Source organism: Bacillus sp. RC51 (genome assembly GCF_044908115.1).
Lineage (GTDB): Bacteria > Bacillota > Bacilli > Bacillales > Bacillaceae_G > Bacillus_A > Bacillus_A mycoides.
In genome coordinates this window covers 208,351-235,040 of record NZ_JBIYCW010000009.1, presented here as the reverse complement: position 1 = coordinate 235,040, position 26,690 = coordinate 208,351, and the positions used below count along the sequence as shown (strand labels likewise).

26 protein-coding genes, 1 rRNA gene, 1 pseudogene and 1 riboswitch are annotated in these 26,690 nt (G+C 33.3%); of the genes and pseudogenes, 25 read left to right on the top strand and 3 right to left on the bottom strand.

Annotated features, from left to right (window positions below; translation table 11 throughout):
- Positions 1-103, top strand: a 5S ribosomal RNA gene (gene rrf, locus ABH959_RS19050); the annotation flags it as partial.
- Between the two features lie 64 nt (positions 104-167).
- On the opposite strand, the pseudogene ABH959_RS19045 reads toward rrf, so the two are convergent.
- Positions 168-397: pseudogene (locus tag ABH959_RS19045) on the bottom strand (hypothetical protein).
- Between the two features lie 243 nt (positions 398-640).
- Positions 641-742, top strand: a riboswitch (purine riboswitch).
- Between the two features lie 110 nt (positions 743-852).
- Here ABH959_RS19045 and purE point away from each other — a divergent pair.
- The 12 genes from purE to purD all read left to right on the top strand — a co-directional run bounded on the left by purE (position 853) and on the right by purD (position 14,063).
- On the top strand, positions 853-1,338 hold the full coding sequence (gene purE / locus ABH959_RS19040) for a 5-(carboxyamino)imidazole ribonucleotide mutase (RefSeq protein ID WP_002010008.1): 486 nt from the start codon (positions 853-855) through the stop codon (positions 1,336-1,338).
- Positions 1,335-2,486, top strand: a complete 1,152-nt coding sequence (gene purK / locus ABH959_RS19035) for a 5-(carboxyamino)imidazole ribonucleotide synthase (RefSeq protein WP_219300564.1) — start codon at positions 1,335-1,337, stop codon at positions 2,484-2,486. The genes purE and purK overlap by 4 nt, the downstream gene beginning before the upstream one ends.
- A complete protein-coding gene (purB, locus tag ABH959_RS19030) occupies positions 2,483-3,790 on the top strand; it encodes an adenylosuccinate lyase (protein WP_002091361.1) in 1,308 nt (435 codons plus the stop codon). The genes purK and purB overlap by 4 nt, the downstream gene beginning before the upstream one ends.
- 88 nt (positions 3,791-3,878) lie before the next feature.
- On the top strand, positions 3,879-4,598 hold the full coding sequence (gene purC / locus ABH959_RS19025; RefSeq protein WP_002029482.1) for a phosphoribosylaminoimidazolesuccinocarboxamide synthase: 720 nt from the start codon (positions 3,879-3,881) through the stop codon (positions 4,596-4,598).
- A complete protein-coding gene (gene purS / locus ABH959_RS19020) occupies positions 4,591-4,845 on the top strand; it encodes a phosphoribosylformylglycinamidine synthase subunit PurS (protein ID WP_000278823.1) in 255 nt (84 codons plus the stop codon). Before purC ends, purS begins: the two co-directional genes overlap by 8 nt.
- Positions 4,842-5,525 (top strand): phosphoribosylformylglycinamidine synthase subunit PurQ, encoded by a 684-nt coding sequence (gene purQ, locus ABH959_RS19015; protein ID WP_000666771.1) that lies wholly within the window; start codon positions 4,842-4,844, stop codon positions 5,523-5,525. The genes purS and purQ overlap by 4 nt, the downstream gene beginning before the upstream one ends.
- The gene (gene purL, locus ABH959_RS19010) at positions 5,509-7,728 is read left to right on the top strand and encodes a phosphoribosylformylglycinamidine synthase II (protein ID WP_113938629.1); all 2,220 of its coding nucleotides are present in this window, start codon (positions 5,509-5,511) and stop codon (positions 7,726-7,728) included. Before purQ ends, purL begins: the two co-directional genes overlap by 17 nt.
- A complete protein-coding gene (gene purF / locus ABH959_RS19005; protein WP_002091359.1) occupies positions 7,713-9,128 on the top strand; it encodes an amidophosphoribosyltransferase in 1,416 nt (471 codons plus the stop codon). Before purL ends, purF begins: the two co-directional genes overlap by 16 nt.
- A 100-nt stretch (positions 9,129-9,228) precedes the next feature.
- Positions 9,229-10,269: a phosphoribosylformylglycinamidine cyclo-ligase gene (gene purM, locus ABH959_RS19000; RefSeq protein WP_113938628.1), complete on the top strand. Its 1,041-nt coding sequence runs from the start codon at positions 9,229-9,231 to the stop codon at positions 10,267-10,269.
- Positions 10,266-10,853, top strand: a complete 588-nt coding sequence (purN, locus tag ABH959_RS18995) for a phosphoribosylglycinamide formyltransferase (RefSeq protein ID WP_002124872.1) — start codon at positions 10,266-10,268, stop codon at positions 10,851-10,853. The genes purM and purN overlap by 4 nt, the downstream gene beginning before the upstream one ends.
- Before the next feature lie 24 nt (positions 10,854-10,877).
- Positions 10,878-12,413: a bifunctional phosphoribosylaminoimidazolecarboxamide formyltransferase/IMP cyclohydrolase gene (purH, locus tag ABH959_RS18990; protein WP_002010021.1), complete on the top strand. Its 1,536-nt coding sequence runs from the start codon at positions 10,878-10,880 to the stop codon at positions 12,411-12,413.
- A 378-nt stretch (positions 12,414-12,791) separates the two neighbouring features.
- A complete protein-coding gene (gene purD / locus ABH959_RS18985) occupies positions 12,792-14,063 on the top strand; it encodes a phosphoribosylamine--glycine ligase (RefSeq protein WP_242310906.1) in 1,272 nt (423 codons plus the stop codon).
- A gap of 132 nt (positions 14,064-14,195) precedes the next feature.
- Here the strand turns inward: purD and ABH959_RS18980 are convergent, their stop codons facing one another.
- Both ABH959_RS18980 and ABH959_RS18975 read right to left on the bottom strand, forming a co-directional pair.
- Entirely contained in the window at positions 14,196-14,381 is a 186-nt protein-coding gene (locus tag ABH959_RS18980; protein ID WP_098200731.1) for a cyclic lactone autoinducer peptide, read from the bottom strand.
- Position 14,382: 1 nt separating this feature from the next.
- Positions 14,383-14,967 carry an accessory gene regulator B family protein gene (locus ABH959_RS18975; RefSeq protein WP_113938625.1) on the bottom strand — a complete coding sequence of 195 codons (585 nt, stop codon included), beginning with the start codon at positions 14,965-14,967 and terminating at the stop codon, positions 14,383-14,385.
- 509 nt (positions 14,968-15,476) lie between these two features.
- On the opposite strand from ABH959_RS18975, the gene ABH959_RS18970 reads away from it, so the two are divergent.
- From ABH959_RS18970 to ABH959_RS18915, 12 genes are all read left to right on the top strand, one after another.
- Positions 15,477-16,667, top strand: coding sequence for a GHKL domain-containing protein (locus tag ABH959_RS18970; RefSeq protein WP_181777965.1), 1,191 nt, complete (start codon positions 15,477-15,479; stop codon positions 16,665-16,667).
- Between the two features lie 15 nt (positions 16,668-16,682).
- Positions 16,683-17,438, top strand: coding sequence for a LytR/AlgR family response regulator transcription factor (locus tag ABH959_RS18965; RefSeq protein WP_098200734.1), 756 nt, complete (start codon positions 16,683-16,685; stop codon positions 17,436-17,438).
- Positions 17,439-17,703: 265 nt separating this feature from the next.
- Positions 17,704-18,150: a hypothetical protein gene (locus ABH959_RS18960; RefSeq protein ID WP_098200735.1), complete on the top strand. Its 447-nt coding sequence runs from the start codon at positions 17,704-17,706 to the stop codon at positions 18,148-18,150.
- A gap of 503 nt (positions 18,151-18,653) precedes the next feature.
- Complete coding sequence (locus ABH959_RS18955; RefSeq protein ID WP_098200736.1) at positions 18,654-18,836, top strand: thiazolylpeptide-type bacteriocin; 183 nt, start codon at positions 18,654-18,656, stop codon at positions 18,834-18,836.
- A gap of 290 nt (positions 18,837-19,126) precedes the next feature.
- Entirely contained in the window at positions 19,127-19,309 is a 183-nt protein-coding gene (locus tag ABH959_RS18950) for a thiazolylpeptide-type bacteriocin (protein WP_098201372.1), read from the top strand.
- A 290-nt stretch (positions 19,310-19,599) separates the two neighbouring features.
- Positions 19,600-19,782 (top strand): thiazolylpeptide-type bacteriocin, encoded by a 183-nt coding sequence (locus tag ABH959_RS18945; protein WP_098201372.1) that lies wholly within the window; start codon positions 19,600-19,602, stop codon positions 19,780-19,782.
- A 149-nt stretch (positions 19,783-19,931) separates the two neighbouring features.
- Complete coding sequence (locus ABH959_RS18940; protein ID WP_181777964.1) at positions 19,932-20,558, top strand: ATP-binding cassette domain-containing protein; 627 nt, start codon at positions 19,932-19,934, stop codon at positions 20,556-20,558.
- Positions 20,559-20,573: 15 nt separating this feature from the next.
- Entirely contained in the window at positions 20,574-21,317 is a 744-nt protein-coding gene (locus tag ABH959_RS18935; protein WP_113938613.1) for an ABC transporter permease, read from the top strand.
- Between the two features lie 6 nt (positions 21,318-21,323).
- Positions 21,324-22,043, top strand: a complete 720-nt coding sequence (locus tag ABH959_RS18930) for a flavodoxin family protein (protein WP_113938614.1) — start codon at positions 21,324-21,326, stop codon at positions 22,041-22,043.
- A gap of 14 nt (positions 22,044-22,057) precedes the next feature.
- Positions 22,058-24,625, top strand: a complete 2,568-nt coding sequence (locus ABH959_RS18925; RefSeq protein ID WP_113938615.1) for a hypothetical protein — start codon at positions 22,058-22,060, stop codon at positions 24,623-24,625.
- Positions 24,613-25,671, top strand: coding sequence for a hypothetical protein (locus ABH959_RS18920; RefSeq protein ID WP_404493055.1), 1,059 nt, complete (start codon positions 24,613-24,615; stop codon positions 25,669-25,671). Before ABH959_RS18925 ends, ABH959_RS18920 begins: the two co-directional genes overlap by 13 nt.
- Positions 25,661-26,689, top strand: a complete 1,029-nt coding sequence (locus tag ABH959_RS18915) for a hypothetical protein (protein WP_113938617.1) — start codon at positions 25,661-25,663, stop codon at positions 26,687-26,689. The genes ABH959_RS18920 and ABH959_RS18915 overlap by 11 nt, the downstream gene beginning before the upstream one ends.
- Position 26,690 lies beyond the last annotated feature (1 nt).

Below are 26,690 nucleotides of genomic sequence, written 5' to 3'. Positions count from 1 at the left end.
GCAGAGAGGTCACACCCGTTCCCATACCGAACACGGAAGTTAAGCTCTCTAGCGCCGATGGTAGTTGGGACCTTGTCCCTGTGAGAGTAGGACGTCGCCAAGCAAAAACCTAAGTCGTTTCGACTTAGGTTTTTTTGTGTTTATTTTTATTTACCGAAGGTTAAAATTCATAAATTTAATAATCCTAAAGACGAAAAAAGGATGAAATAGAGACTATTTAAAATAATGGCAATGATTTTTCGTGCTCCTAATTTTCCAAATTCCCCTAAAATAATCCCTAAGATAGGAAACATTATTTCTATCATAAGTGTACATTTTAAAAATGGGATGATATCAATAAGTATTCAATAATTACAGAAATTGCTGCGACAGAGAAAAACAAATATGATAATAGCATAGTTATTTTTTCACGGTTATCCTCCTTATAAATTATATTGATTTGTAGACACAACAGTATATATGAACAGTTATGTATAAAATAGATCTCTAGAAATATATATTCTAATTCCCTTTTCTTCTTGTATATAGTTGCAATTCTTCTTTTGAATATAACTAAAACACGAACGTTATCGATGACTAATAAAAAAACATTCGATTATTTATTGACATTGTTTATGAAATATTGTTAATATAGCCATAGAAACAATAATATATAAGACCTCATATAATCGCGGGGATATGGCCTGCAAGTCTCTACCTAACGACCGTTATTCGTTAGACTATGAGGGAAAGTCACTCGGTATTTTTCTATTCACAAGGGATACGTATGCCTGAGTAGAGCGCTTTCTCTCATAGTAAAAGAGAAACTGTTCTATTTCAGGCTTTTTTTATTTGAATCGGGGGGATTCTAATATGAAATCACTAGTTGGAGTCATAATGGGAAGCACGTCAGACTGGGAAACAATGAAATATGCTTGTGACATTTTAGATGAATTAAATATACCGTATGAGAAAAAAGTTGTATCCGCTCATCGGACTCCGGATTATATGTTTGAATATGCAGAAACAGCTCGTGAACGTGGATTAAAAGTTATTATTGCTGGAGCCGGTGGAGCAGCACATTTACCAGGAATGGTTGCAGCGAAGACAAATCTTCCTGTAATCGGTGTCCCAGTTCAATCAAAAGCGTTAAACGGTCTAGATTCATTATTATCCATTGTCCAAATGCCAGGAGGGGTTCCAGTTGCAACTGTTGCAATTGGTAAGGCTGGTTCAACGAATGCTGGATTACTTGCTGCACAAATACTTGGATCATTTCATGATGATATACATGATGCATTAGAGTTGAGACGAGAAGCTATTGAGAAAACTGTGCGTGAAGGTAGTGAGCTAGTATGACGAGAATCATTTTACCTGGAAAAACAATCGGCATTATTGGAGGCGGCCAGCTTGGAAGAATGATGGCGTTGGCAGCTAAGGAAATGGGTTATAAAATTGCTGTTTTAGATCCTACAAAGCATTCACCATGTGCACAAGTTGCTGATGTTGAAGTCGTTGCACCATATGACGATCTAAAAGCAATTCAGCATTTAGCAGAGATAAGCGACGTTGTCACATATGAATTTGAGAATATTGATTATAGATGTTTACAATGGCTTGAAAAACATGCTTACTTACCACAAGGTAGTCAATTGTTAAATAAAACGCAAAATCGTTTTACAGAAAAGAATGCAATTGAGAAAGCTGGGTTACCAGTAGCAATGTATAGATTAGTTCAAAATCAAAATCAGCTTACTGAAGCGATTGCTGAATTATCATTTCCTTCCGTCTTAAAAACGACGACAGGTGGATATGATGGGAAAGGGCAAGTTGTTTTAAGAAGTGAAACTGATGTTGAGAAGGCACGAGAGCTTGCGGATGAAGCAGAGTGCATTCTAGAAAAATGGGTGCCTTTTGAAAAAGAAGTATCAGTTATTGTAATTCGTAGTGTAAGTGGTGAAACGAAAGTATTTCCGGTAGCGGAAAATATTCATGTAAATAACATTTTACATGAATCTATCGTTCCAGCTCGCATTACAGAAGAACTTTCTCAAAAAGCAATTGCTTACGCAAAGGTACTTGCGGATGAACTAGAACTTGTGGGAACACTAGCGGTAGAGATGTTTGCTACAGCTGACGGTGAGATTTACATTAATGAATTAGCACCAAGACCTCACAATTCAGGACACTATACACAGGATGCATGTGAAACGAGTCAATTTGGTCAACATATTCGAGCAATCTGTAATTTACCTCTTGGAGAAACAAATTTGTTAAAACCAGTTGTCATGGTAAACATTTTAGGCGAACATATAGAAGGGGTCCTAGGACAAGTGAATAGACTAACCGGGTGCTATTTACACTTGTATGGAAAAGAAGAAGCAAAAGCGCAGCGAAAAATGGGGCATGTTAATATTTTAAATGATAATATTGAAGTCGCTCTAGAAAAAGCGAAGAGTTTGCATATTTGGGACCATCAAGAACAACTGTTGGAGGGAAAAAGATGATTAATCGTTATACACGCCCTGAAATGGGTGCAATTTGGACGGAAGAAAACAAATTTAAGGCATGGTTAGAAGTTGAGATTTTAGCTTGTGAAGCATGGGCAGAGCTTGGCGACATTCCAAAAGAAGATGTTAAAAAAATTCGTGAACATGCATCATTTGATATTGATCGTATTTATGAAATTGAAAAAGAAACACGTCATGACGTAGTTGCTTTCACTCGTGCTGTATCAGAAACACCAACATTAGGCGAGGAACGTAAATGGGTTCATTACGGTTTAACATCTACAGACGTAGTAGATACAGCGTTATCTTATATCTTAAAACAAGCAAATGAAATCTTGTTAAAAGACTTAGAAAACTTTGTTAGCATTTTAGCTAATAAAGCGAAAGAGCATAAATACACGATCATGATGGGAAGAACACATGGTGTACATGCAGAGCCAACAACATTTGGTTTAAAACTTGGTCTTTGGTATGAAGAAATGAAACGTAACGTAGAGCGTTTCAAACAAGCTGCTGATACAGTTCGCGTTGGTAAATTATCTGGTGCGGTTGGTACATATGCAAATATTGATCCATTCGTAGAAAAGTATGTTTGTGAAAACTTAGGATTAGAAGCAGCACCAATTTCAACACAAACATTGCAACGTGATCGTCATGCACATTACATGTCAACACTTGCACTAATCGCAACATCTGTTGAAAAGATGGCAGTTGAGATTCGTGGTTTACAAAAGAGTGAAACACGTGAAGTTGAAGAGGCTTTCGCAAAAGGTCAAAAAGGTTCTTCTGCAATGCCGCATAAACGTAATCCAATTGGATCTGAAAATATGACTGGTTTAGCTCGTGTTATCCGCGGTTATATGATGACAGCTTACGAGAATGTTCCGTTATGGCATGAGCGTGATATCTCTCACTCTTCTGCAGAACGCGTAATTTTACCAGATGCTACAATCGCGTTAAATTACATGTTAAATCGCTTTGGTAATATCGTTAAAAACTTAACTGTATTCCCAGAGAATATGAAACGCAATATGACAAGAACATACGGCTTAATTTACTCTCAGCGCGTAATGCTTACACTAATTGACAAAGGTCTGGTACGTGAAGAAGCTTATGATATCGTACAGCCTAAAGCAATGGAAGCTTGGGAAACACAAGTACAATTTAAAGAGCTTGTAGAAGCTGACGAGCGTATTACAAGTAAGTTAACGCAAGAAGAAATTAACGAATGTTTCAATTATGAACATCATATGCAACACGTTGATACAATCTTTGAACGCCTTGGATTAAACGAAGCGTAAAATTTCATATGGCACAGAATAGAGTCATTCTGTGCCATTCTTTATAAAAACATTATTCACATTTTTCAAACTACAGGGGGCTTGCGAAATGCAAAAGCTAGAATTGCTGTATGAAGGTAAGGCAAAAAGAATTTATCGTACAGAAGCAGCAGATATGGTTTGGGTAGAGTACAAAGATAGTGCGACTGCTTTCAATGGGGAGAAAAAAGCGACAATTACAGGAAAAGGTCGTTTGAACAATGAGATTACAACTTTATTGTTCAGAAAGTTACAAGAAGTTGGAATTAAAACACACTTTGTGGAGAAGTTATCTGATACAGAACAACTTGTCAAAAAGGTGAGTATTATTCCATTAGAAGTTGTCACAAGAAACGTAATTGCAGGTAGTCTTTCAAAAAGACTAGGAATGGAAGAAGGAACTGCTCTTACAACACCAATCGTAGAATTTTACTACAAAGATGATGATTTAGGAGATCCACTTGTAACGGAAGATCATATTCGTTTGTTAAATGTTGCAACACCAGAGCAAGTAAGCGTATTACGAGATGCAGCTCTACAAATCAATCAAGTGATGATTGAGCATTTCGCAAGCTGTCGTGTAAGATTAGTAGATTTTAAATTAGAGTTTGGCGTAACAGAAGAAGGGGAAATCATATTAGCAGATGAAATTTCACCAGATACTTGCCGTTTATGGGATGAAACGAGCAACGAAAAATTTGATAAAGATGTATTCCGTCGTGATCTTGGGAATTTAACAGAAGCATATGAAGAAATTTTAAAACGTTTAGGGGGAGCTTCACATGTATAAAGTTAAGGTATATGTAACGTTAAGAGAAAGTGTATTAGATCCACAAGGAACTGCGGTAAAGGGAGCACTTCATAGTCTTTCATTTACAGAAGTACAAGACGTTCGAATCGGAAAATATATGGAATTAACAATTGATAAATCAGTATCTGATCTGGATAGCAAGGTAAAAGAAATGTGTGAAAAATTATTAGCAAACGTTGTAATGGAAGACTTCCGTTATGAAGTTGAGGAGGTTGTCGCACAGTGAAATTTGCAGTCATAGTATTTCCAGGTTCGAACTGTGATGTCGATATGTTCCATGCAATTAAAGATGAGCTTGGTGAAGAAGTAGATTACGTTTGGCACGATAGAGAGAATTTAGATGAATATGATGCAATTTTACTACCAGGTGGATTCTCTTACGGTGACTATTTACGATGCGGGGCTATTTCTCGCTTTGCTAACGCAATGAAAGCAGTGCAAAAAGCTGCTGAGCAAGGAAAGCCGATTTTAGGAGTGTGTAATGGATTCCAGATTCTTGTTGAATCAGGATTACTACCAGGAGCATTAATGAGAAACGAAAACTTAAAGTTTATGTGCCGTACTGTTCAGTTACGTGTTGAAAATAATGAAACGATGTTTACATCACAATATGAAAAAGATGAAGTAATTAACATTCCAATTGCACATGGCGAAGGAAATTACTATTGTGATGAAGCGACTCTTAAACAATTAGAAGAGAATAATCAAATCGCATTCCGTTACGTAGAAAATCCGAATGGAAGCGTTTCAGATATTGCAGGTATTGTAAATGAAAAAGGAAATGTTCTTGGTATGATGCCACACCCAGAGCGTGCTGTAGATGAATTACTTGGCGGTGCTGAAGGGTTAAAAGTCTTTCAATCTATCTTAAAACAGTGGAGGGAAACATATGTCGTTAATGCTTGAGCCAAATCCAACACAAATTAAAGAAGAGCGTATATATGCGGAAATGGGGCTAACAGACGAAGAGTTTGCCATGGTTGAAAAGATTTTAGGCCGTTTGCCGAATTATACAGAAACGGGACTATTTTCTGTTATGTGGTCTGAACATTGTAGTTATAAAAATTCAAAGCCAGTTCTTCGTAAGTTTCCAACGACAGGTGAGCGTGTTTTACAAGGACCTGGAGAAGGCGCTGGAATTGTAGATATCGGTGATAATCAAGCGGTGGTATTTAAAATGGAAAGTCATAACCATCCTTCTGCAATTGAGCCATATCAAGGGGCAGCAACAGGTGTCGGTGGTATTATTCGCGATGTATTCTCTATGGGCGCACGTCCGGTAGCTCTATTAAACTCACTTCGTTTCGGTGAATTACAATCACCACGTGTGAAATATTTATTCGAAGAAGTAGTAGCAGGAATCGCAGGATACGGTAACTGCATCGGTATTCCTACTGTTGGCGGCGAAGTACAGTTTGATCCATGCTATGAAGGAAATCCACTTGTAAATGCAATGTGTGTAGGCCTAATTAATCATGAAGATATTAAAAAAGGGCAAGCACATGGTGCTGGTAATACAGTAATGTACGTAGGAGCATCAACTGGTCGTGATGGTATTCACGGTGCAACATTCGCATCTGAAGAGTTATCTGAAAGCTCAGAAGCGAAGCGTCCAGCAGTTCAAGTAGGGGATCCATTTATGGAGAAACTTCTTATTGAAGCATGTTTAGAACTTATTCAGTCTGATGCACTTGTTGGAATTCAAGATATGGGAGCTGCTGGTTTAACATCATCTTCTGCAGAAATGGCAAGTAAAGCAGGTATGGGTATTGAAATGTACTTAGATGATGTACCACAGCGTGAAACTGGAATGACTCCATATGAAATGATGTTATCTGAATCACAAGAACGTATGTTAATCGTTGTGAAAAAAGGTAGAGAGCAAGAAATAGTAGATTTATTTGAAAAATATGGTCTTGCAGCAGTTACGATGGGGAAAGTAACTGAAGATAAAATGCTTCGCTTATTCCATAAAGATGAAATGGTAGCTGAAGTACCAGCGGATGCTCTTGCAGAAGAAGCACCAATTTATCATAAACCGTCAAAAGAAGCAGCATACTTTGCTGAGTTCCAGCAGATGAAAATGGAAACACCAAAAGTAGAAGATTATAAAGCAACGTTATTATCTTTATTACAACAACCAACGATTGCAAGTAAAGAGTGGGTATATGATCAATATGATTATCAAGTGCGCACTAGCACAATCGTTACACCAGGTTCAGATGCAGCGGTTATACGTGTACGCGGCACAGAAAAAGGATTAGCAATGACGACAGATTGTAACTCTCGCTACATTTATTTAGATCCAGAAGTGGGCGGTAAAATTGCAGTAGCAGAGGCAGCACGTAATATCGTATGTTCTGGCGGGGAGCCACTTGCAATTACAGATTGCTTAAACTTCGGTAACCCAGAAAAACCAGAAATCTTCTGGCAAATTGAGAAATCAGTAGACGGTATGAGTGAAGCTTGCCGCAAGTTACAAACGCCAGTTATCGGCGGGAATGTATCAATGTATAACGAGCGTAGTGGTGAAGCTGTATATCCAACACCAACTGTTGGGATGGTTGGACTTGTACACGATTTAAAACACGTAACAACACAAGAATTTAAACAAGCTGGCGATTTAGTTTATGTAATTGGAGAGACGAAAGCTGAGTTTGGTGGAAGTGAATTACAGAAAATGATCTACGGAAAAATTTTCGGTCAATCACCAAGCATTGATCTAGATGTAGAATTAAAACGCCAAAAGCAAGTACTAGCAGCAATTCAAGCTGGCCTTGTTCAATCTGCACATGATGTTGCAGAAGGTGGTTTAGCAGTTGCAATTACTGAAAGTGCAATTGGTGCTAACGGTTTAGGTGCTACTGTGAAATTAGATGGGGAAGCAACAACAGTATTATTTGCAGAATCACAATCGCGCTTCGTTATAACTGTAAAACGTGAAAATAAAGAAGCATTTGAGAAAGCGGTTGAAGCAATTCAAGTTGGAGAAGTGACAAATACAAATGAAGTAACAATTCATAATGAAGAAAATGAAGTATTACTTACAGCAAATGTAGATGAAATGAGAAAGGCTTGGAAAGGGGCAATCCCATGCTTACTGAAATAAAGGGGTTAAATGAAGAATGTGGCGTTTTCGGAATTTGGGGGCATGAAAATGCAGCACAAGTTTCGTACTACGGATTGCACAGTTTGCAGCACCGTGGGCAAGAAGGCGCAGGCATTGTTGTAAATAATGGGGAAAAAATCATCGGTCACAAGGGGTTAGGTTTAATATCAGAAGTGTTTTCAAGAGGTGAGCTAGAGGGATTAAACGGGAAATCAGCAATTGGACACGTAAGATATGCAACAGCTGGTGGAAGTGAAGTTGCTAACGTTCAACCATTATTATTCCGTTTTTCCGATCATAGCATGGCGTTAGCTCATAACGGAAATTTAATTAACGCAAAAATGCTTCGTCGTGAATTAGAGGCAGAGGGAAGTATTTTTCAAACAAGTTCAGATACAGAAGTACTTTTACACCTTATTAAACGTAGTACAAAAGATTCTTTAATTGATAGTGTAAAAGAGGCTCTAAATAAAGTGAAAGGTGCGTTTGCATATCTTTTACTAACTGGAAATGAAATGATTGTTGCGCTAGATCCAAATGGATTCCGTCCTCTTTCAATCGGAAAGATGGGGGATGCTTACGTTGTAGCATCGGAAACATGTGCTTTCGATGTAGTTGGTGCAACATACATTCGTGATGTAGAACCTGGTGAATTGCTTATTATCAATGATGAAGGAATTCACGTAGATCGTTTTACAAATGAAGTAGACCATGCGATTTGCAGCATGGAATACATTTACTTTGCACGTCCAGATTCTAATATCGCTGGTATTAATGTTCATGCAGCTCGTAAAAACATGGGGAAACGTTTAGCGGCGGAAGCTCCTATTGAAGCTGATGTTGTTACTGGTGTACCAGACTCTAGTATTTCAGCAGCAATTGGTTATGCGGAGGCGACAGGAATTCCGTATGAGTTAGGGTTAATTAAAAATCGTTACGTTGGACGTACGTTTATTCAACCTTCTCAAGAACTGCGTGAGCAAGGGGTTAAGATGAAGCTTTCAGCAGTAAGAGGCGTAGTTGAAGGAAAACGAGTTGTTATGATTGACGATTCTATCGTAAGAGGAACGACAAGTAAACGAATTGTTCGTATGCTTCGCGAGGCTGGAGCGACAGAAGTCCATGTAAGAATTGCTTCACCACCTCTTAAGTATCCATGCTTCTATGGCATTGATATTCAAACGAGAAAAGAATTAATCGCAGCAAATAATTCAATAGAAGAAATCCGTCAAATCATCGGAGCAGATTCACTAACATTTTTAAGTGAAGATGGATTAGTAGATGCAATTGGACGCCCATATGAAGGGAAATACGGTGGTCTATGTATGGCTTACTTCAATGGAGACTATCCAACAGCTCTTTATGATTATGAGCAAGAGCTTTTAGAAAGTATGAAATAAGAAGAAAAAAGCTTCTACTTCTTTTGATGTAGAAGCTAGCTTCTTTCTTAAAACGGCCGCCCTGGATGGGGAGAAATTAAAAGACGAGGTGTAAAAAACGATGGCGAATGCATATAAGCAAGCAGGAGTAGATATTGAAGCTGGATATGAAGCGGTATCTCGCATGAAAAAACACGTACAAACAACAATGAGAAAAGAAGTGCTAGGCGGTTTAGGCGGTTTTGGAGGTATGTTTGATCTATCAAAATTTGCATTAGAAGAACCTGTATTAGTATCTGGAACAGATGGCGTGGGAACGAAATTGATGCTCGCTTTTATGGCAGATAAACATGACACAATTGGTATTGATGCAGTAGCAATGTGTGTAAATGATATTGTTGTCCAAGGAGCAGAGCCGCTTTTCTTCCTTGATTATATTGCTTGTGGTAAAGCCGAACCTAGTAAAATTGAAAACATCGTCAAAGGTATATCAGAGGGCTGTCGCCAAGCTGGTTGTGCATTAATTGGTGGAGAAACAGCTGAAATGCCAGGAATGTATTCTACGGAAGAATACGATTTAGCTGGTTTTACAGTTGGAATTGTTGATAAAAAGAAAATTGTAACAGGTGAAAAAATTGAAGCTGGTCACGTATTAATTGGCTTAGCATCTAGCGGTATTCATAGTAACGGTTATTCTCTAGTAAGAAAAGTACTACTAGAAGATGGAGAACTATCTTTAGATCGTATTTACGGACGCTTAGAACTACCTCTTGGTGAAGAATTATTAAAACCAACGAAAATTTATGTCAAACCTATTTTAGAACTATTGAAGAAACATGAAGTATACGGTATGGCACATATTACAGGTGGTGGATTCATTGAAAATATTCCACGTATGTTGCCAGAAGGAATCGGTGCGGAAATTGAATTAGGGTCTTGGGAAATTCAGCCGATCTTCAGTTTACTTCAAGAAGTTGGGAAACTAGAAGAGAAAGAAATGTTCAATATTTTTAACATGGGTGTTGGTATGGTAGTGGCGGTTAAGGAAGATGAGTCAAAAGATATTGTTCGTCTTCTTGAGGAACAAGGCGAGAAAGCTCGTATTATTGGACGCACTGTACAAGGATCTGGTGTTACCTTTATTGAGGGAACAGAAGTATGAGTAGATTAGCAGTTTTTGCTTCTGGGAGCGGTTCTAACTTTCAATCTCTCATTAATGCGGTAGAAGACAAAATATTGGATGCAGATATTAGTTTATTAGTATGTGATAAACCAGAGGCACGCGCTATTGGACGGGCACATTATCACCATATTCCGTGTTTTTCCTTTTCAGCGAAAGCATATGAGTCAAAAGAAGCATTTGAAAAAGAGATATTAAAAAAGCTAGAAGAGTATGAAATTGATTATGTTATTTTAGCTGGATATATGCGTTTAATTGGAACGACTTTACTAGAAGCGTACGGCGGGAAAATTATTAATATTCATCCATCACTACTACCGAGTTTTCCAGGGAAAGATGCTGTTGGTCAAGCGTTAGAAGCGGGTGTGAAAGTAACCGGAGTAACGATTCACTATGTAGATGCAGGTATGGATACAGGTCCAATTATTGCACAAGAAGCAGTAGTTGTTTCTGAAGGGGATACGAGAGAAAGCTTACAAAAGAAAATTCAACAAGTTGAACATAAATTATACGTAAATACAGTGAATCAAATTGTTCAGTCTGTGAAAAAACCAACTGTTAACTAACATACAACCAGGGGTGAAGGATAAATGAAAAAGCGTGCATTAGTAAGTGTTTCAGATAAAACAGGAGTAGTAGAATTTGTTAAAGGTTTACTTGAACAAGGGATTGAAGTTATTTCAACAGGTGGTACGAAAAAATTATTAGAAGAAAACGGCTTGCAAGTAATTGGTATTTCTGAAGTAACTGGTTTCCCGGAAATTATGGATGGTCGTGTAAAAACATTACATCCAAATATTCATGGTGGTCTATTAGCAGTTCGTGATAATGAAATGCATGTAGCGCAAATGAATGAATTAGGTATGGAGCCAATTGACTTTGTTGTTGTTAACTTATACCCATTTAAAGAAACAATCGCTAAGCCTGATGTAACATTTGCTGATGCAATTGAAAATATTGATATCGGTGGCCCAACAATGATTCGCTCTGCTGCGAAAAATCATAAATTTGTATCGGTAATTGTAGATCCAGTAGATTATGATGTTGTATTAGCAGAACTGAAAGAGAACGGTGAAGTAACAGAGGAAACGAAACGTAAATTAGCAGCGAAAGTATTCCGTCATACAGCGGCATATGATGCGTTAATTTCTAACTACTTAACAAAGCAAATGGGCGAAGAAAGCCCTGAAACAGTAACGGTGACATTTGAGAAAAAACAAGATTTACGCTATGGCGAAAATCCACATCAAAAAGCGACATTCTATAAAGCGCCATTCGCAGCAACTTCTTCTGTTGCATACGCAGAACAATTACACGGTAAAGAATTATCTTACAACAATATCAACGATGCGGATGCAGCACTTAGCATCGTGAAAGAATTTACAGAACCAGCAGTAGTAGCGGTAAAACATATGAATCCATGTGGTGTTGGAGTAGGAACTGATATTCACGAAGCATATACTCGTGCTTATGAAGCGGATCCAGTATCAATCTTCGGCGGTATTATTGCAGCAAATCGTGAAATTGATAAAGCTACAGCAGAAAAGTTACACGAAATTTTCTTAGAAATTGTTATCGCTCCTTCGTTCTCGCAAGAAGCTTTAGAAGTGTTGCAAAGTAAGAAAAACTTACGCTTACTAACTGTAAATATTGAAAAAGCGACAAGTGCAAGTAAAAAACTAACTTCTGTACAAGGTGGCCTTCTTGTTCAAGAAGAAGATACGTTATCATTAGATGAGGACGCAATTTCAATTCCAACGAAACGTGAACCATCAGAACAAGAATGGAAAGATTTAAAACTAGCTTGGAAAGTTGTAAAACATGTGAAATCAAATGCAATTGTTTTAGCGAATGATAACATGACAGTTGGTGTAGGCGCGGGACAGATGAACCGTGTAGGTTCTGCAAAAATCGCAATTACACAAGCTGGCGAAAAAGCACAGGGTAGCGCACTTGCATCTGATGCTTTCTTCCCAATGCCAGATACAGTAGAAGAAGCAGCAAAAGCTGGAATTACAGCAATCATCCAACCAGGCGGATCGATTCGTGATGAAGATTCTATTAAAATGGCAGATGCGTATGGGATTACGATGGTGTTCACTGGCGTACGTCATTTCAAACATTAATAGAGGATGTTTAAAAAGTCCGGTCAAGATAACTGTCGCATGTCGTCGTTGCAATGCCAGTGCGGTACTCATGTAGGAAAGCTACACTCCGTGTCCTCCTGGCAAATGCGCCTCGACCTACTCGGTTCTCTTGATCCTCCCTTTTAAACTGTTATTGTTAGGGATGTTTAAAAAGTCCGGTCAAGATAACTGTCGCATGTCGCCGTTGCAATGCCAGTGCGGTACTCATGTAGGAAAGCTACACTCCGTGTCCTCCTGGCAAATGCGCCTCGACCTGCTCGGTTCTCTTGATCCTCCTTTTTAAACTTTTATTGATATGAAAACAAACTAGGAGCATAGCTTCTAGTTTGTACTTATTTAATTATTGGGGGATGAAATATGAATGTTTTAGTAATCGGCCGCGGTGGACGTGAGCATGCTTTAGCTTGGAAGTTTGCGCAATCTGAAAAGGTAGAAAAAGTATATGTAGCGCCAGGTAATGAAGGTATGCGAGATGTTGCAACACCAGTTGATATTGATGAAAATGATTTTGATGCATTAGTCTTATTTGCAAAAGAGAAGAATGTTGAATTAACTTTCGTTGGACCAGAGATTCCACTTATGAACGGAATCGTGGATCGTTTTAAGGAAGAGGGACTTCGTGTATTTGGTCCTAATAAAGCGGCTGCTGTTATTGAAGGTAGTAAAGCTTTTACAAAAGAATTGATGAAAAAGTATGATATCCCAACTGCGGCATATGAAACTTTTACAGACTATGAAGAGGCAGTAAAGTACATTCAAAAAGTTGGTGCGCCGATTGTAATTAAGGCAGATGGATTAGCTGCTGGTAAAGGTGTAACGGTAGCAATGACGCTTGAAGATGCATTGCAAGCTGTGAAAGAAATGCTACAAGATGTGAAATTCGGCGCAGCAAGCAAGAAGGTCGTTATTGAAGAGTTTTTAGATGGACAAGAATTTTCATTAATGGCATTTGTAAATGGAACAACTGTACATCCGATGGTAATTGCTCAAGATCATAAACGAGCTTTTGACGGCGATAAAGGTCCTAATACAGGCGGAATGGGCGCATATTCTCCAGTACCACAAATTCCGGAGTCAGCGGTTCAAGAAGCGATTCAAACAGTATTACATCCAACTGCTAAAGCGATGATCCAAGAAAATCGTTCGTTTACAGGAATTTTATATGCGGGGCTTATTTTAACGAATGATGGTCCAAAGGTAATTGAGTTCAATGCACGCTTTGGTGATCCTGAAACGGAAGTTGTATTACCACGCTTAGAAAATGATTTAGTTGATGTATGTAACGCTGTATTAGATGAAAGTGAATTAACGTTACAATGGTCAAAGGAAGCAGTTATTGGTGTCGTACTTGCTTCGAAAGGATATCCAGAAGCATATAAAAAAGGTGAAATTATTAACGGATTAGATGCACTGCAAGATGTGATTGTTTTCCATGCGGGTACAGCGATGAAACATGGTGACTTTGTAACAAACGGTGGCCGTGTATTATTTGTTGCTTGTAAGGCGAATAGTTTACAAGAAGCGAAAGATAAGGTCTATAAAGAAATCGGTAAAATTGAGAGTGATGGTCTATTTTATCGAAGTGATATAGGATATCGTGCAATTGGGCATGAGATGACGAGAAGCTAACATAGGTTAGCTTCTTTTTATAGAATAATTTTTCTATTTTGGGATGTGCTTACACTGAAAGAATTATATTTTATGATTGTTACGTCTTCTTGAATTTATGCATTCTAAGAGAATTTGTTGAATTTTTATATATTAATATTCATTGTTTACTTGTAAGGATGGTTGCTCTTGTTCATTTAATTGAAGCTCTTTTGGTAGTTCTGGTTCATAAGCAGTTAAAAAACAGCAATTTTCTAATGCCCTATCTCCAATAGCGAGGCTTAATTTATAAATTAGATGTTTGATGTATTTAATAGTATTATTAAGTAGTTTATTCATGTTATAGTCCTCCTAATATCTTATATGATAGTGGTGTAGTAAATATAGATGCAAAAAATGAACCTAGTGTAATTAATAAACAAATATTTGAATCTTTTATAAAGATAACTAAAATGAGGATAAGAAAATTTGCTAGTAATGTTTTATTTTTATGTTTTTTTTGCATCTCTTTATTTCCAATATAATTTCTTTTTGTTTTAGATGGAGCATAATAATTCAATAGGATAAAATCCAATAAGATAATGAATAAGAAAATTCCTTTAGTGATAATAATGTCTTGGATCAATAGTGGAATTATAACAAAAAGTGAAATTCCTATTAACGTACAATTAATACTTTTTTGAGCATGAAAACCATAGCCGTGCCTTCTAATACTGTAAAATGCAGCATGCATAATGAGCGTGTTAAAGAAACAGTTAAAAAACCAAGCTGCAGCATATATGATAAAAAGTTTAAATAAGTTAATAATTAGAACATTAATGCCGTAATTTATCTTTGCATATTCTGTGTCATTTACTACATTTGTATTTATAATTCTATCTGTAATTACCTTAGAAATTCTTTCTTCAATTGAAATATTTATCATTCTTATCACCTCTACAATTTATTATGCTGTAAAAGATACAATACAATTTTTAATTTCTTATTTTTCACGATATTGTTTCAATTTGCACATTTGAGTAAAGAAATACGCACTTTTGATATCAAAAGTGCGTATTTCTTTACTGGTTAGCGAAGTAAAAAGACAAAGTATATATGCTCTACAGAAAAATAAGAATATAGCATCCAGCTATAACTGTAATGTAATTCTGAAAATTATGAAAAGTAAATATAGACTAGGGCTATGATATAATTTTGGATGTAGTTAGTGAAATTATTAAAAATTATCTATTTTTATTGGAATATCTTAAATCTAGTAATTGAGATAAGAGGATCTCTAGATACAAAATTAATAGAAGGGTAATATTTGAAATTATGAACTATTTTTTTACTAATCATTTAGATATGGTTTGTATGCAGCTATTATTAACTATGTGCTTAAATATTTTCATTTTACCTCAGAGGAAAGTTAATATTCAGATTATAGTTGTAAGTATGTTAGCTGCATTATGTACATCATTGTTATATGTTCCTTTAGGATTAATAACTGTATTAATCAATTGGCTCTTTATTGTCACTTTAAATTTATATATAACGAAAAAAATAGATGTCAGTTTAACTGTTGCTTCCATATCAGTACTTTTATTGATACTTTCAGATTACATAACGACAATTAGTTTTTCGCACCTTAAACAGGTAGTTTTGAATGATTCTAGTAGTAATATGCAGCTATATATTCATTTATTTGCTTCATTCATTATTGCCATAGTGTTGGGAAGCATTATAGTTTTTGTAAGGGATAGGTTTTTTGAAAAAATTAGCATGAATAAAAGTATGAGATGGATAGGAACTGGAATTACAGTTTTTACTTTTATCAGCTATTATGTAGATATCTTTGTTGAGCGCTTCGAGGGTGAATCTAATATAGTAGAAGAAACAAATGCCATTTTGTTTCTTATTTATGCTCTGATTTCTATTACAATATATATGGTTTTAATATATATTATGCAAAAAGATATAGAAAATAAGCAGAAGAAAAAAGAACTAGAATATATGCAAAGTTACACCAGTGGATTAGAGAAGAACTATAATGAGATGCGGAAATTTAAGCATGATTATCAAAATATATTAACCTCGCTTGAGAGCTATATAAATGATGAGGATTTACCAGGATTAAAAGCATATTATTATCAAAATGTGAAACCAACTTCAAATATCATTAGCGATAATACTTTTAAATTATCACAGCTAAGTAACATAAAGGTAAGGGAAATAAAAAGTATCATCGCAAGTAAGCTTTTATATTCACAGGAGTTAGGAATAGATACAGAATTTGAAGGGAAAGACATCATAGAAAAAATTAATATGAATCCAATTATATTAGTCAGGTCGTTAGGGATTTTACTGGATAATGCAATTGAGGAAGTCCAACAGAATAAAGATGGAAAGATTAGAGTCGGTATTATTAAAAGGGAAAGCTCCATTATTATTGTAATTTCAAATTCATGTGGTAATGACATACCTAAGCTACATGAAATGCAAAAAATGGGCTTCTCAACAAAAGATTCAAATAGAGGAATGGGACTAAGTAATTTAAAAGATATGATAGGCCCACTGAATAAAGTAACATTAGAAACAATTATTGAACAAAATATTTTTACTCAAATATTAGAAATTAGTGAGTGATTAGGAGAGAACATTATGTTGAAAATATTTGTTTGTGAAGATGATGAACGACAACTTAATGATATAGTGGATGCTATAAAAAAATATATATATATGCAAGATTATGATATAGAGTTTGAGATGGCAACTTCTAATCCAGATCAAATACTAGATTATATACAAAATAATCAAACTACAGGTTTGTATTTCCTAGATGTAGATCTAAAACATGAAATGAATGGAATCGCATTAGGAGCACAAATTAGAAAGTATGATTCTTCGGGTAAAATAGTTTTTATAACGACTCATGCAGAGTTAGCATATTTAACATTCCTATATAAAGTAGAGGCAATGGATTATATTCCAAAAGATGATACATTACGTTATAAAGAAAAAATTAGAGATTGTATTGATGTAGCCCATGAACGACATTTGAATGATATAAATCCCCAAAAAAAAGCTTTTATAGTGAAAACAGGGGATAAACAAATCAAAATAAATATAGATGATATTCAGTTTATCGATTCGTCCACTACACCACATAAGTTAGTTCTACATATGGAAAATAGGCAAGTTGAGTTTTATGGCAAGATAAAAGATATGGATAAAATAAGTCAAGATTTCTATCGATGTCATCAATCATATGTAGTAAATATAAATAATATTAGGGAGATTAAGCAAAAAGATAGAGAAATTATTATGAATAATGGAGAAGTTTGCTATTCTTCTACTCGCTATCTAAAGGGACTTCTTAAACTAATGGATAAGGTATCAAAAAATAATAGTAATTAAAAAATCACAAGTGTTTAAAAAACACTTGTGATTTTTTTAGGAGAAAATTTCAAGGATAATTAATTGGTATTGCACTTTATAAAAATAGAGGATGGCAAAAGGAATTAGAGATGATATTTTAGCGAATTTGATATCAATAGTGTATTAGGATTAATAAATGTTAGCAGTTTGGTTAGAAATATATTTTATTATGAAATTCCATTAGTAAAGAAAAATAAAAAATATACTAAATTATATAATCGTGTCAATATGAGGAGTTGAGTATGTGAAAAACGACTTTGACAAGAATGAATATATAATAGTATCAAAGGTTAATATGAATTTTTTGAAGGAAATCGGGAAGGCAGATGCTTGGGATAATAGTTTTTTTGATATTTTTCTTATATTAGATAAGTTTCAGGAAAAATATCAAGCAGAGGAATTTCTGGTTTTTAATAAAGGAAAGTTCGTGTTTTTTAAGAATAAAAAAACCTATATTATCGAAATAAGGAAATATGAAAAGGAATTTCATCTAAGGGAAGATTACCAATATGTATTTTTTGTGGAAAATAAACCTGAGGGTAATTTAGAAATTTTAAAGAAGGAAATAAAAAATTATTTAAAAAAGATGAGTATAGATTATTCTATGATAATAGATAGGGAAATTATAGAAAATATACCGATTAAAAATATTCAAGAAATACTATTAATAAACAGAGGCGATGTAGAATAAGTTAAACATGAAATTCAAAAGATAGAATATGAAGTAAAGAAAATGAGTATAAGGAATTTTGAAACTATATATCGTGATGTGAATCAAATGATATGCATTTATATCATTTGATTTTTTTGTTTATAGAGCTATTCAAAGTAATAAAGAAAAAAAGAAGTAGGAAATAGTGTATCGTAGTAAAGCTACTTTAATTCTAATAAAAAACGATGATATCAAAAATTTAATACTGATATCATCGTTTTTTTATTAGGATTACCAAACGGACTAAAAATTGAGGATTAATTTATAAAAAGATTAAAAAAATTGCACTTATGAGAAATAAAAAAATATCTGTGCTCACTTATGAGTCATATTAAACTACATCGGAAGAAAAGGTTTCTTTTTATTGATTTGATGTAAATTATAACTGTAAAGAAAAACAACAGATAAAACAGATATAGATTTTGAATATGAAGCTGTTTTTTCAGTAGTAAACTTTATAAAAATTATTAGGGGGAAATAATATGAAAAACAAATTTGAACCAAAAAAAGAAAAATTAGATTTAGAGGAAATGTTAGCAGCAGCAAATTTAGAAATTATAGAATTAGACCAGGCAGAAGCATTGCCTTCAACAGCAGCTTCAAGTGGTAGTAGCAGTGGTAACACATGTTCAACATGTGGATCATCATCATCATCAACTATCTAATATAAGAATTCATTTATGAGTAAACTAATTCTTCTTTTGGTGTTAATTAGTATTAGAGATAACGTATACCCATAGCGTTTTTAGCACTTTTGAGAAAAGGTTTAAAAAAAGTGATGTACATGCTCACTTATGAGTCATATTAAACTACATCGGAAGAAATGATTTCTTTTTATTGATTTGATGTAAATTATAACTGTAAAGAAAAACAAAAGATAAGACAGATATAGATTTTGACTATTAAGCTATTTTGTCAGTAGTAAACTTTATAAACATTACTAGGAGGAAAAAATATGAAAAACAACTTTGAACCAAAGAAAGAAAAATTAGATTTAGAGGAAATGTTAGCAGCAGCAAATTTGGAAATTATAGAATTAGACCAGGCAGAAGCATTGCCTTCAACAGCAGCTTCAAGTGGTAGTAGCAGTGGTAACACATGTTCAACATGTGGATCATCATCATCATCAACTATCTAATATAAGAATTCATTTATGAGTAAACTAATTCTTCTTTTGGTGTTAATTAGTATTAGAGATAACGTATACCCATAGCGTTTTTAGCACTTTTGAGAAAAGGTTAAAAAAAAGTGATGTACATGCTCACTTATGAGTCATATTAAACTACATCGGAAGAAAAGGTTTCTTTTTATTGATTTGATGTAAATTATAACTGTAAAGAAAAACAACAGATAAAACAGATATAGATTTTGAATATCAAGCTGTTTTTTCAGTAGTAAACTTTATAAAAATTATTAGGGGGAAATAATATGAAAAACAACTTTGAACCAAAAAAAGAAAAATTAGATTTAGAGGAAATGTTAGCAGCAGCAAATTTAGAAATTATAGAATTAGATCAGGCAGAAGCATTGCCTTCAACAGCAGCTTCAAGTGGTAGTAGCAGTGGTAACACATGTTCAACATGTGGGTCATCATCATCATCAACTATTTAATATAGAGATTAGTATGAGAAGCGGTTTGACTATATAAGATAGTTCTATGAGTATACATGGTTTTTCTGGAGTATTAATTAATGTTAGAAAGAGGCGAGTATACTCATAGTATTTTTACAAATATACAATTGGTAAGGAGGATAAGAAAATTGTTAATTACAATAGAAAACCTAAATAAAAGTTTTAAAACAAAACAGTTATTGAAGGACTTCTCTTTTGAATTTAAAAAAGGAGAAAATATCTTTATTACTGGGAAGAATGGCGCTGGTAAAACAACCCTAATAAATATGATCTTAGGTTTCGAAAAATTAGATAAGGGTAAAATTTCGATAAATATTGATAAGCATGATATTGGTATGGTTTTTCAAAAAACAGATCGTGATCAGTACTTAACAGTGGAAAACGAACTTGAGATTTCAAAAATTTTACATTCAAACAGTAAGATTGACGACTATGTTGATTTTCTTAATATCGAAGATTTACAGAGGAGATCATCTAAGCTTTCTGGTGGGGAGTGGCAAAAGTTGCAGGTTATTAAAGCGATTTCGTTTAAACCAAAAATATTAATTACTGATGAAATATCTACAGGGTTAGATTATTTATCACGTGAATCATTATATGAACTTTTGAAGAAATACTTGACTAACAATGATACAACATATATATCAGTAAGTCATTATGAAGATGAGATAAATCTATTTGCTGATAAGGTGTTAGTTATGAATAACGGTGAAGTGGAAGTTTATGATAATAGAAATAAAGATTTTACTTTTTAAAGAGGAGAGTAGGTTATGAAAGATATAATTTCATTTAGCAAAATTTATGCAAAGAGAGCAATTAGGGTACCTATGATACCAATATTTTTACTTATTTTCCCAATTATTATTATGATGTCAGTATTATCGGGTCAAATAGGCTCTGCTGATACAGAATTATATCAACAAAATAGTAGCCAATTGGTTGCAGGTTTGTCTATTGTGATCATTTTAGTAGTGACAATGGTCAATATTCCAATAACCATTGTAAATGCTAAAACTACAAATCTTTTAAAACAAATTCAGTTTTCTACTATTAGTTTTGTTTCTTATTTATTTAGTATTTTTTTAGCGAACTTAGTAATTGCCTATTTAGCAGAGATTATTACAATGACAATGGCAGGAAGTATTTTTAAAGTGAACTTTTCTTTGCTTGATTTAGCGATATTAAACGTTCCATTCATAACCACGTATATTTTTTATTTTATGTTTGGGCTTTTTATTGCGAATTACTGTTCGAACCTCGAACAAAGTCAGACAATTATTTTACCAATATATTTTGCATTACTTTTTATCTCGGGATCGTTCATTCCATTTAATACATTCCCTAAAAATGTTGCTCATTATTTAACAGAATATAACCCATTTTATTACTTCCAAAAATTTCTTAATATACAGGTGGGTTTAGCAGATAAATTTATTGATTTCCGATTTGTATGTGTCGTTGTTGTGTTGTTGGTACTGGCTACTAGTTTAAAGAAAAATTTTCGTTGGGGTTAAACGGCTATGAATATTTTCGTTTACTCAGGCAGTCCGAGGGATGAGGCTTCCTCAAGTTATAAATATTGTAAAAAATATGTAGATGCTATAAAAAAAATCTATTCAGCGGACATCGAGATAAATTTTTACTCACCAAACAATTTATCTTTTATGAAAAGTGATGGTAATGAAAGTGTTTTTATAAATGGTGAAGATCCCCTGGACAAAATTGATGGTTTTTCAGAAGTGAAAAATCAATTATTACAGGCAGATTTAATCATAATGGCCAGTCCCGTTATGGCACAAGCAGTGAGCACAGACATGAAAATGTTTATTGAACGTATTAGTCATTTTGCTCATACATTTTCATTGATGGGTAAGTTAGGTTGTATAGTGACTAGTTCCTACTCAAATGGTAATGAAATTGTAGAGGCATATTTGAAAAAAACATTGGATTACATGGGAGTAGCTACGGTAGCTACAAAAAGAATAAGACGAATTGAAAATGAACAAATGGATGAAGAGTTAATACTTGATGAGGCTAGAAGCATTTTACCTTATTTATTAAAGAAAAAAATACCTAAAATTGAGCCTGATCAATGCAAAGTTTTTGAAAAGATGAGAGAGTTGTATGTTCTATATCAAAAAAATCCAAGATACAGTTATGAATATAATCAATACAAAAAAAATGGATTTATTAATTCTAAATCTTTTCAAGAGGTATTTACTTCATTCTTTCTGAATTAAGAGGGGGTATCTGAGTGGCAATTTCAAATATTTATATTAAACGTAAAACAACTACCAAATTAAGTGATATAGAGTTTTTATTGAATAATAATCTTCTTAATGCTGTTGAGGAACTGAAATTTAAGGAAAAGGAATTAAGTTCTTTAAAAGAAAGTATCCTTCCATTGCTTGAGCAAGAAATTTACAGTAATGAAATTCACCGAATCGAACTTATTAAAATTAAGAGGAAAATTTTTAATGATAAACATATTAAGGAAAGCGAAAAAGAGTTACTGCGTAGTATGAACTCTTTAAAAATGGTAGGCAGCTCTTATTTAGAAAAAATGAAGGAAATAGAAGAAGGAAATAAATTACTGGTAGCAAAATTTGAAGAAAATAAGGAGATTGAATTTCTAGAATTACAAAGAATGTTTAGTAAAAAAGGGAAATTATATAATACTTTACTTATGACTAATCCCAATATTCAAAGTAATTTAGATAAATTTTTAGGGAAATCTTATATAGAACAAACTAAGAATGATAGAAAATTACAATCGACATTAATAAATTTTTTAATAAGATCAAGTTTGAAGTGTAGTCCACTAGCTGATTTGACAAGTACTGCAATTCTAGGACTAAAGTATCAAAATAAGAAAGGGGAAAAAATATATACAAGGCTTAATAGCTCGCTTTTACTTAAATGGTATTCGGAAATTGAAAAAATGGATTACTTTATATTTAAAGGTGAATATGAGTTATCTCAAATGTTAAGAATTAATGAGGGGATAATGTCTAATACTGTTTTAAGTAATTCAGCAAGTAGTGATTTAGTAAATACAAAAGTGTTAATTAAGCGATATAAAGAAAATGCGATGTTTAAAAAAGCGCTATCATTTATTGGAAATAGAAGACTTACCTTTGACGAATTTAAAATGGAAATGCTTCATTTATTAGGTGATAGGGGCGCAGAAGAGTTGAAGCAACTTTGGAGGTATTTTATATCTGAAAAAATTATCCTCCCAGTAAAAGAGATAAGGGGTAACGATGACGGCCTATTAGATACCATTATATCTAATATGGAGGAGCATCAGTGTGATAGTCATTTATTAATGAAATTCAGAAGAATAAGAATGCTAGTTCAAGATATTGAAAATAGGTTAGGGAAAGATATTTTGATTGAGATAAAACAAGTAGCAGATGAGATTTGCGATGAATTAATGGTTGAAAAATATGCGTTAAATAACCTTCTGTACTATGATTATGTTGATTTTTCAGAGGGAAAAACAGAGGATTTTGATGAATATGAAAATTTGATTAATACTTATCAATTGATACTCTCCTCGTTCGATCCAGAAATAAAAAGATCACTATTAATAGCCGATGTTTTTAGAAGAAAATATGGGAAAGAAGCGAAGATTAGTGGAACATTTGACATTTTAGATGCATTAAGAGAATTCGGTGAGAATCCTGAGGTTAATTCAGATGAAATTCTTGGAATGTATTTTGGTAATTATGATTTTAATAAACCTTTGAATAGTATTAAAAGAGTGTCCGAGCTACATCAAATATCAAGTGAATTTATAGCTATGCTTTTAGAAAGAATCAGTATCAGCAGGGGAGATACAGTTTTTGTACAATTGGATGAACTCTTAGATTTAGCAAAGAGGATTAAAGAAACTTTTCCGGGGTATAAAACGTATTCTCAAAATGTTTTCTTACAAAGAAGTATGAATACGCTTGTTTTAAACCATGTTTATCCAGGACAGGGGATGTTCTTCTTAAGATTCTTAAAATATTATGATGCTAATCTGGCAGAATACCGTAGAGAATTGAGTAGGATTACAGAAATTAAAAATGTAATAGATATAAATGGAACTTTTGGATTCAATGCAAATATAAGATCACTTGTTTCAAAAAAGACATTAACGATGCCATATACGATTAAACGGGATAATGAATTATCTCTAGCAGATTTGTCTTTATCCTATGACAGAAATAAAGAACAATTAATCTTTAAATCGAAAGAAACACATGAACAATTGAATCCTTTATTTTTAGGTAGTCTTATTATTACAGCTACCCCACCTCCAGTAGGCATTATTAATACTTTAGGTAATAATTCTGCTGCGATGATAAACTTGGGTGAAATATTATTAAATGAAATATATATAAATAATAATGGGAATGAAATTGTTTATTTGCCAAGGATTGAAATTGGCCAGGATAATAAAAAAATCGTTTTATCTAGAAAGAAATGGAAAGTGAAAACATCAATAATAAGAGAACTCAGTCATGTAAATGATATTGTGTCCTGGGAAAATATTTTGGCTTGGTTTTGTGAGAATGATTTGCCTACAAGATTTTATGTGAAAAATGGGGAGCAAAGAAGTTTAGAGTCAATGCAAAAAAAGGGAAACGAAAAACCTCAATTCATAAATCTAAATTCACCAGGATTATGTAAAAATTTATTTAAAATTATGAATTTATATTCGGAAATAATTATAGAAGAGGAGCTACCAATCGGTAAGGAAGAAAATCCTTGTGAATATATCCTTGAATCTTCTATGTTAAATCGAAAGGGACAAATGGAATGTATAAACTAAATATGTATATATACGATCCTCATAAGAGAAATGAATTTTTTAGTCTTTTATTGGGTTACTTATCTAAAGAGAAAATGGAAGATTTAATTATAGATAAGTCTTGGCAGGGTGGATACTCTATTCAAATAATGTCAGATAACTTAAAAACACTTAGAAAAATTGAGGGATTTTTTAAGTTGAAGGTGAAACATAGAAGTCTTACGCAATATGAAGTGGAAAAACAAAAAATATTAAGTAGAAAATTATCTTTTATGGAAGAAACAGAACCGATTATGGACGTTTTTTCAGAAGGTGAATCTATAGTAAGTGAAGTCAATAGAGAACAAATTGAAAAAAAATATAAGTTTGATTACAAAAGTATCATTTCTAGTTTACGTGCGAGAACGAATTATATGTTGAAAAGTAGTGGTTTATGGGTAGAAAAAACAGAAGCTGAGAGATACTACTATTGTCTAGGATTGGCTTATATTATTGCAGATACCTATCCAGAAGGGGCACTTTATGGAAGTTTTTCTTATCGTTCTAATTTTGAATATTACAAAAAACAGCTAGAACTGTTAAATATATCTGAAGATAAAAGGAAGAAGTATTTTGGATATTTGAATAACAGTAGTGATCATGAAGTAGAGGCAGAAAATCTCTTTGTATATAATTTCCTAGATTCAAAAGATTATTTAAATGATTATATATTCGAAAGTTTTATTGAATATATAAATTATTGCTATAGTATTTTTTCTGACGGCTTTAAAGAAAATGAAAAGTTTTACGGAGAGCTCTACACAGCTTCTACATTCTTTGAACGGGTTTCTAACCCTAGTGAATTCCATAATATGGCTTATACTGATGAGAAAATTATTAAACTTTATAATGAAAGACAATTTATTATTCATCGCTATATGTTAGCTCAACTATATTCCCTTTTTCCATTGTTAGGAATAAAAAATATAAAAAAACAAAAAGTTCTAGGTAAAGTAACTGAATTATTAGAAGAAAGAAACGGGGTTAATTGGCTAGAAAAATTGAGGGGGAAATTCAATGGGGTATAAGGTATGTACTAGAAATCAAAAAAAATACATTTATTGTAATGGTTATTTACTAAGCGCAGCAATGGATAGTGAGATTGAAAATTTAAATACTATCACCTCTATTTTAGAAAAACAACGTATTGTCGAAAACGGGATTAAGATATATAAATATGGGAAATATTTGGTGAAAGATAAAGAAAAAATTAAAAATATTTTATCACATAATGATCTAGGAAAAGAAAGCTGTAATTTGACAGAGTACCGAGGATTTTTCTTACCTGTTCTTCAAAAGATGTTACTAAAATATGATTATGTGATTTTAGATAAAAATAATAAAGTATTTCTACGTGGATATAAAATTTTAAAAGAACAAGATTTGGTTCAAACTTCAGATCTTAAGTTTAAAGATGTTTGTAATGAAGAGAAAATAGTAACGTTATCAAATTATTTTCAGACAATAAATGCCCCTTTTAATACTGAAAATAACGAATATGGTATAGAGACTCTACCAGTTCCATGTGGGGATTATAATGAATTGGTTATTAATGAGGAGGCATCGAGAGTAAAATTATTGGGTATGTACAATTACTTAGAAAATCTTTTGAAAACCATTCTCCCTGAAAATGATTGGATTATTTTTGATCATGAAATATTAATGCATGAAAAATTAGAGAATCGTTTAAGTAAAAAGGATTATTTAAATCAAGTGAAATTTAATGAATTATTTAAAGATAAACAGATAGAAAGTTTTTTTGAACAAAGTACATGCATCCCTGACATTGTATATGAAAAAGAAAAAAATTATTACAAAGGCTATCTATTAGATGATAGAGGAGCAATTACTAATATAAAGGTCTCCTATGATTTAAATGAATTGGCACAGCTCTTAATAAATGAGTATTTCGCAAGGTTTATACAAAATAAGGGTATAAGACCAACACAGTTTCAAAATCTAATGAGGCATAATCAACAAGATTTAGGTGATATTTATAAATTGAATGAATTAGTTGATTGTGGAATTTATATTTTGAAATATTAAG

What these genes read in the sequence shown, in the direction of transcription:
- ABH959_RS18930 (WP_113938614.1), top strand. Translation starts at nt 21,324, where the DNA reads ATGAATATTTTCGTTTACTCAGGCAGTCCGAGGGATGAGGCTTCCTCA.
- ABH959_RS18955 (WP_098200736.1), top strand. Translation starts at nt 18,654, where the DNA reads ATGAAAAACAAATTTGAACCAAAAAAAGAAAAATTAGATTTAGAGGAA.
- ABH959_RS18970 (WP_181777965.1), top strand. Translation starts at nt 15,477, where the DNA reads ATGTTAGCTGCATTATGTACATCATTGTTATATGTTCCTTTAGGATTA.
- purN (WP_002124872.1), top strand. Translation starts at nt 10,266, where the DNA reads ATGAGTAGATTAGCAGTTTTTGCTTCTGGGAGCGGTTCTAACTTTCAA.
- purD (WP_242310906.1), top strand. Translation starts at nt 12,792, where the DNA reads ATGAATGTTTTAGTAATCGGCCGCGGTGGACGTGAGCATGCTTTAGCT.
- purM (WP_113938628.1), top strand. Translation starts at nt 9,229, where the DNA reads ATGGCGAATGCATATAAGCAAGCAGGAGTAGATATTGAAGCTGGATAT.
- purK (WP_219300564.1), top strand. Translation starts at nt 1,335, where the DNA reads ATGACGAGAATCATTTTACCTGGAAAAACAATCGGCATTATTGGAGGC.
- ABH959_RS18950 (WP_098201372.1), top strand. Translation starts at nt 19,127, where the DNA reads ATGAAAAACAACTTTGAACCAAAGAAAGAAAAATTAGATTTAGAGGAA.
- purF (WP_002091359.1), top strand. Translation starts at nt 7,713, where the DNA reads ATGCTTACTGAAATAAAGGGGTTAAATGAAGAATGTGGCGTTTTCGGA.
- purC (WP_002029482.1), top strand. Translation starts at nt 3,879, where the DNA reads ATGCAAAAGCTAGAATTGCTGTATGAAGGTAAGGCAAAAAGAATTTAT.
- purS (WP_000278823.1), top strand. Translation starts at nt 4,591, where the DNA reads ATGTATAAAGTTAAGGTATATGTAACGTTAAGAGAAAGTGTATTAGAT.
- ABH959_RS18915 (WP_113938617.1), top strand. Translation starts at nt 25,661, where the DNA reads ATGGGGTATAAGGTATGTACTAGAAATCAAAAAAAATACATTTATTGT.
- purB (WP_002091361.1), top strand. Translation starts at nt 2,483, where the DNA reads ATGATTAATCGTTATACACGCCCTGAAATGGGTGCAATTTGGACGGAA.
- purL (WP_113938629.1), top strand. Translation starts at nt 5,509, where the DNA reads ATGTCGTTAATGCTTGAGCCAAATCCAACACAAATTAAAGAAGAGCGT.
- ABH959_RS18935 (WP_113938613.1), top strand. Translation starts at nt 20,574, where the DNA reads ATGAAAGATATAATTTCATTTAGCAAAATTTATGCAAAGAGAGCAATT.
- ABH959_RS18920 (WP_404493055.1), top strand. Translation starts at nt 24,613, where the DNA reads ATGTATAAACTAAATATGTATATATACGATCCTCATAAGAGAAATGAA.
- purH (WP_002010021.1), top strand. Translation starts at nt 10,878, where the DNA reads ATGAAAAAGCGTGCATTAGTAAGTGTTTCAGATAAAACAGGAGTAGTA.
- ABH959_RS18975 (WP_113938625.1), bottom strand. Translation starts at nt 14,967, where the DNA reads ATGATAAATATTTCAATTGAAGAAAGAATTTCTAAGGTAATTACAGAT.
- ABH959_RS18965 (WP_098200734.1), top strand. Translation starts at nt 16,683, where the DNA reads ATGTTGAAAATATTTGTTTGTGAAGATGATGAACGACAACTTAATGAT.
- ABH959_RS18945 (WP_098201372.1), top strand. Translation starts at nt 19,600, where the DNA reads ATGAAAAACAACTTTGAACCAAAAAAAGAAAAATTAGATTTAGAGGAA.
- ABH959_RS18980 (WP_098200731.1), bottom strand. Translation starts at nt 14,381, where the DNA reads ATGAATAAACTACTTAATAATACTATTAAATACATCAAACATCTAATT.
- purE (WP_002010008.1), top strand. Translation starts at nt 853, where the DNA reads ATGAAATCACTAGTTGGAGTCATAATGGGAAGCACGTCAGACTGGGAA.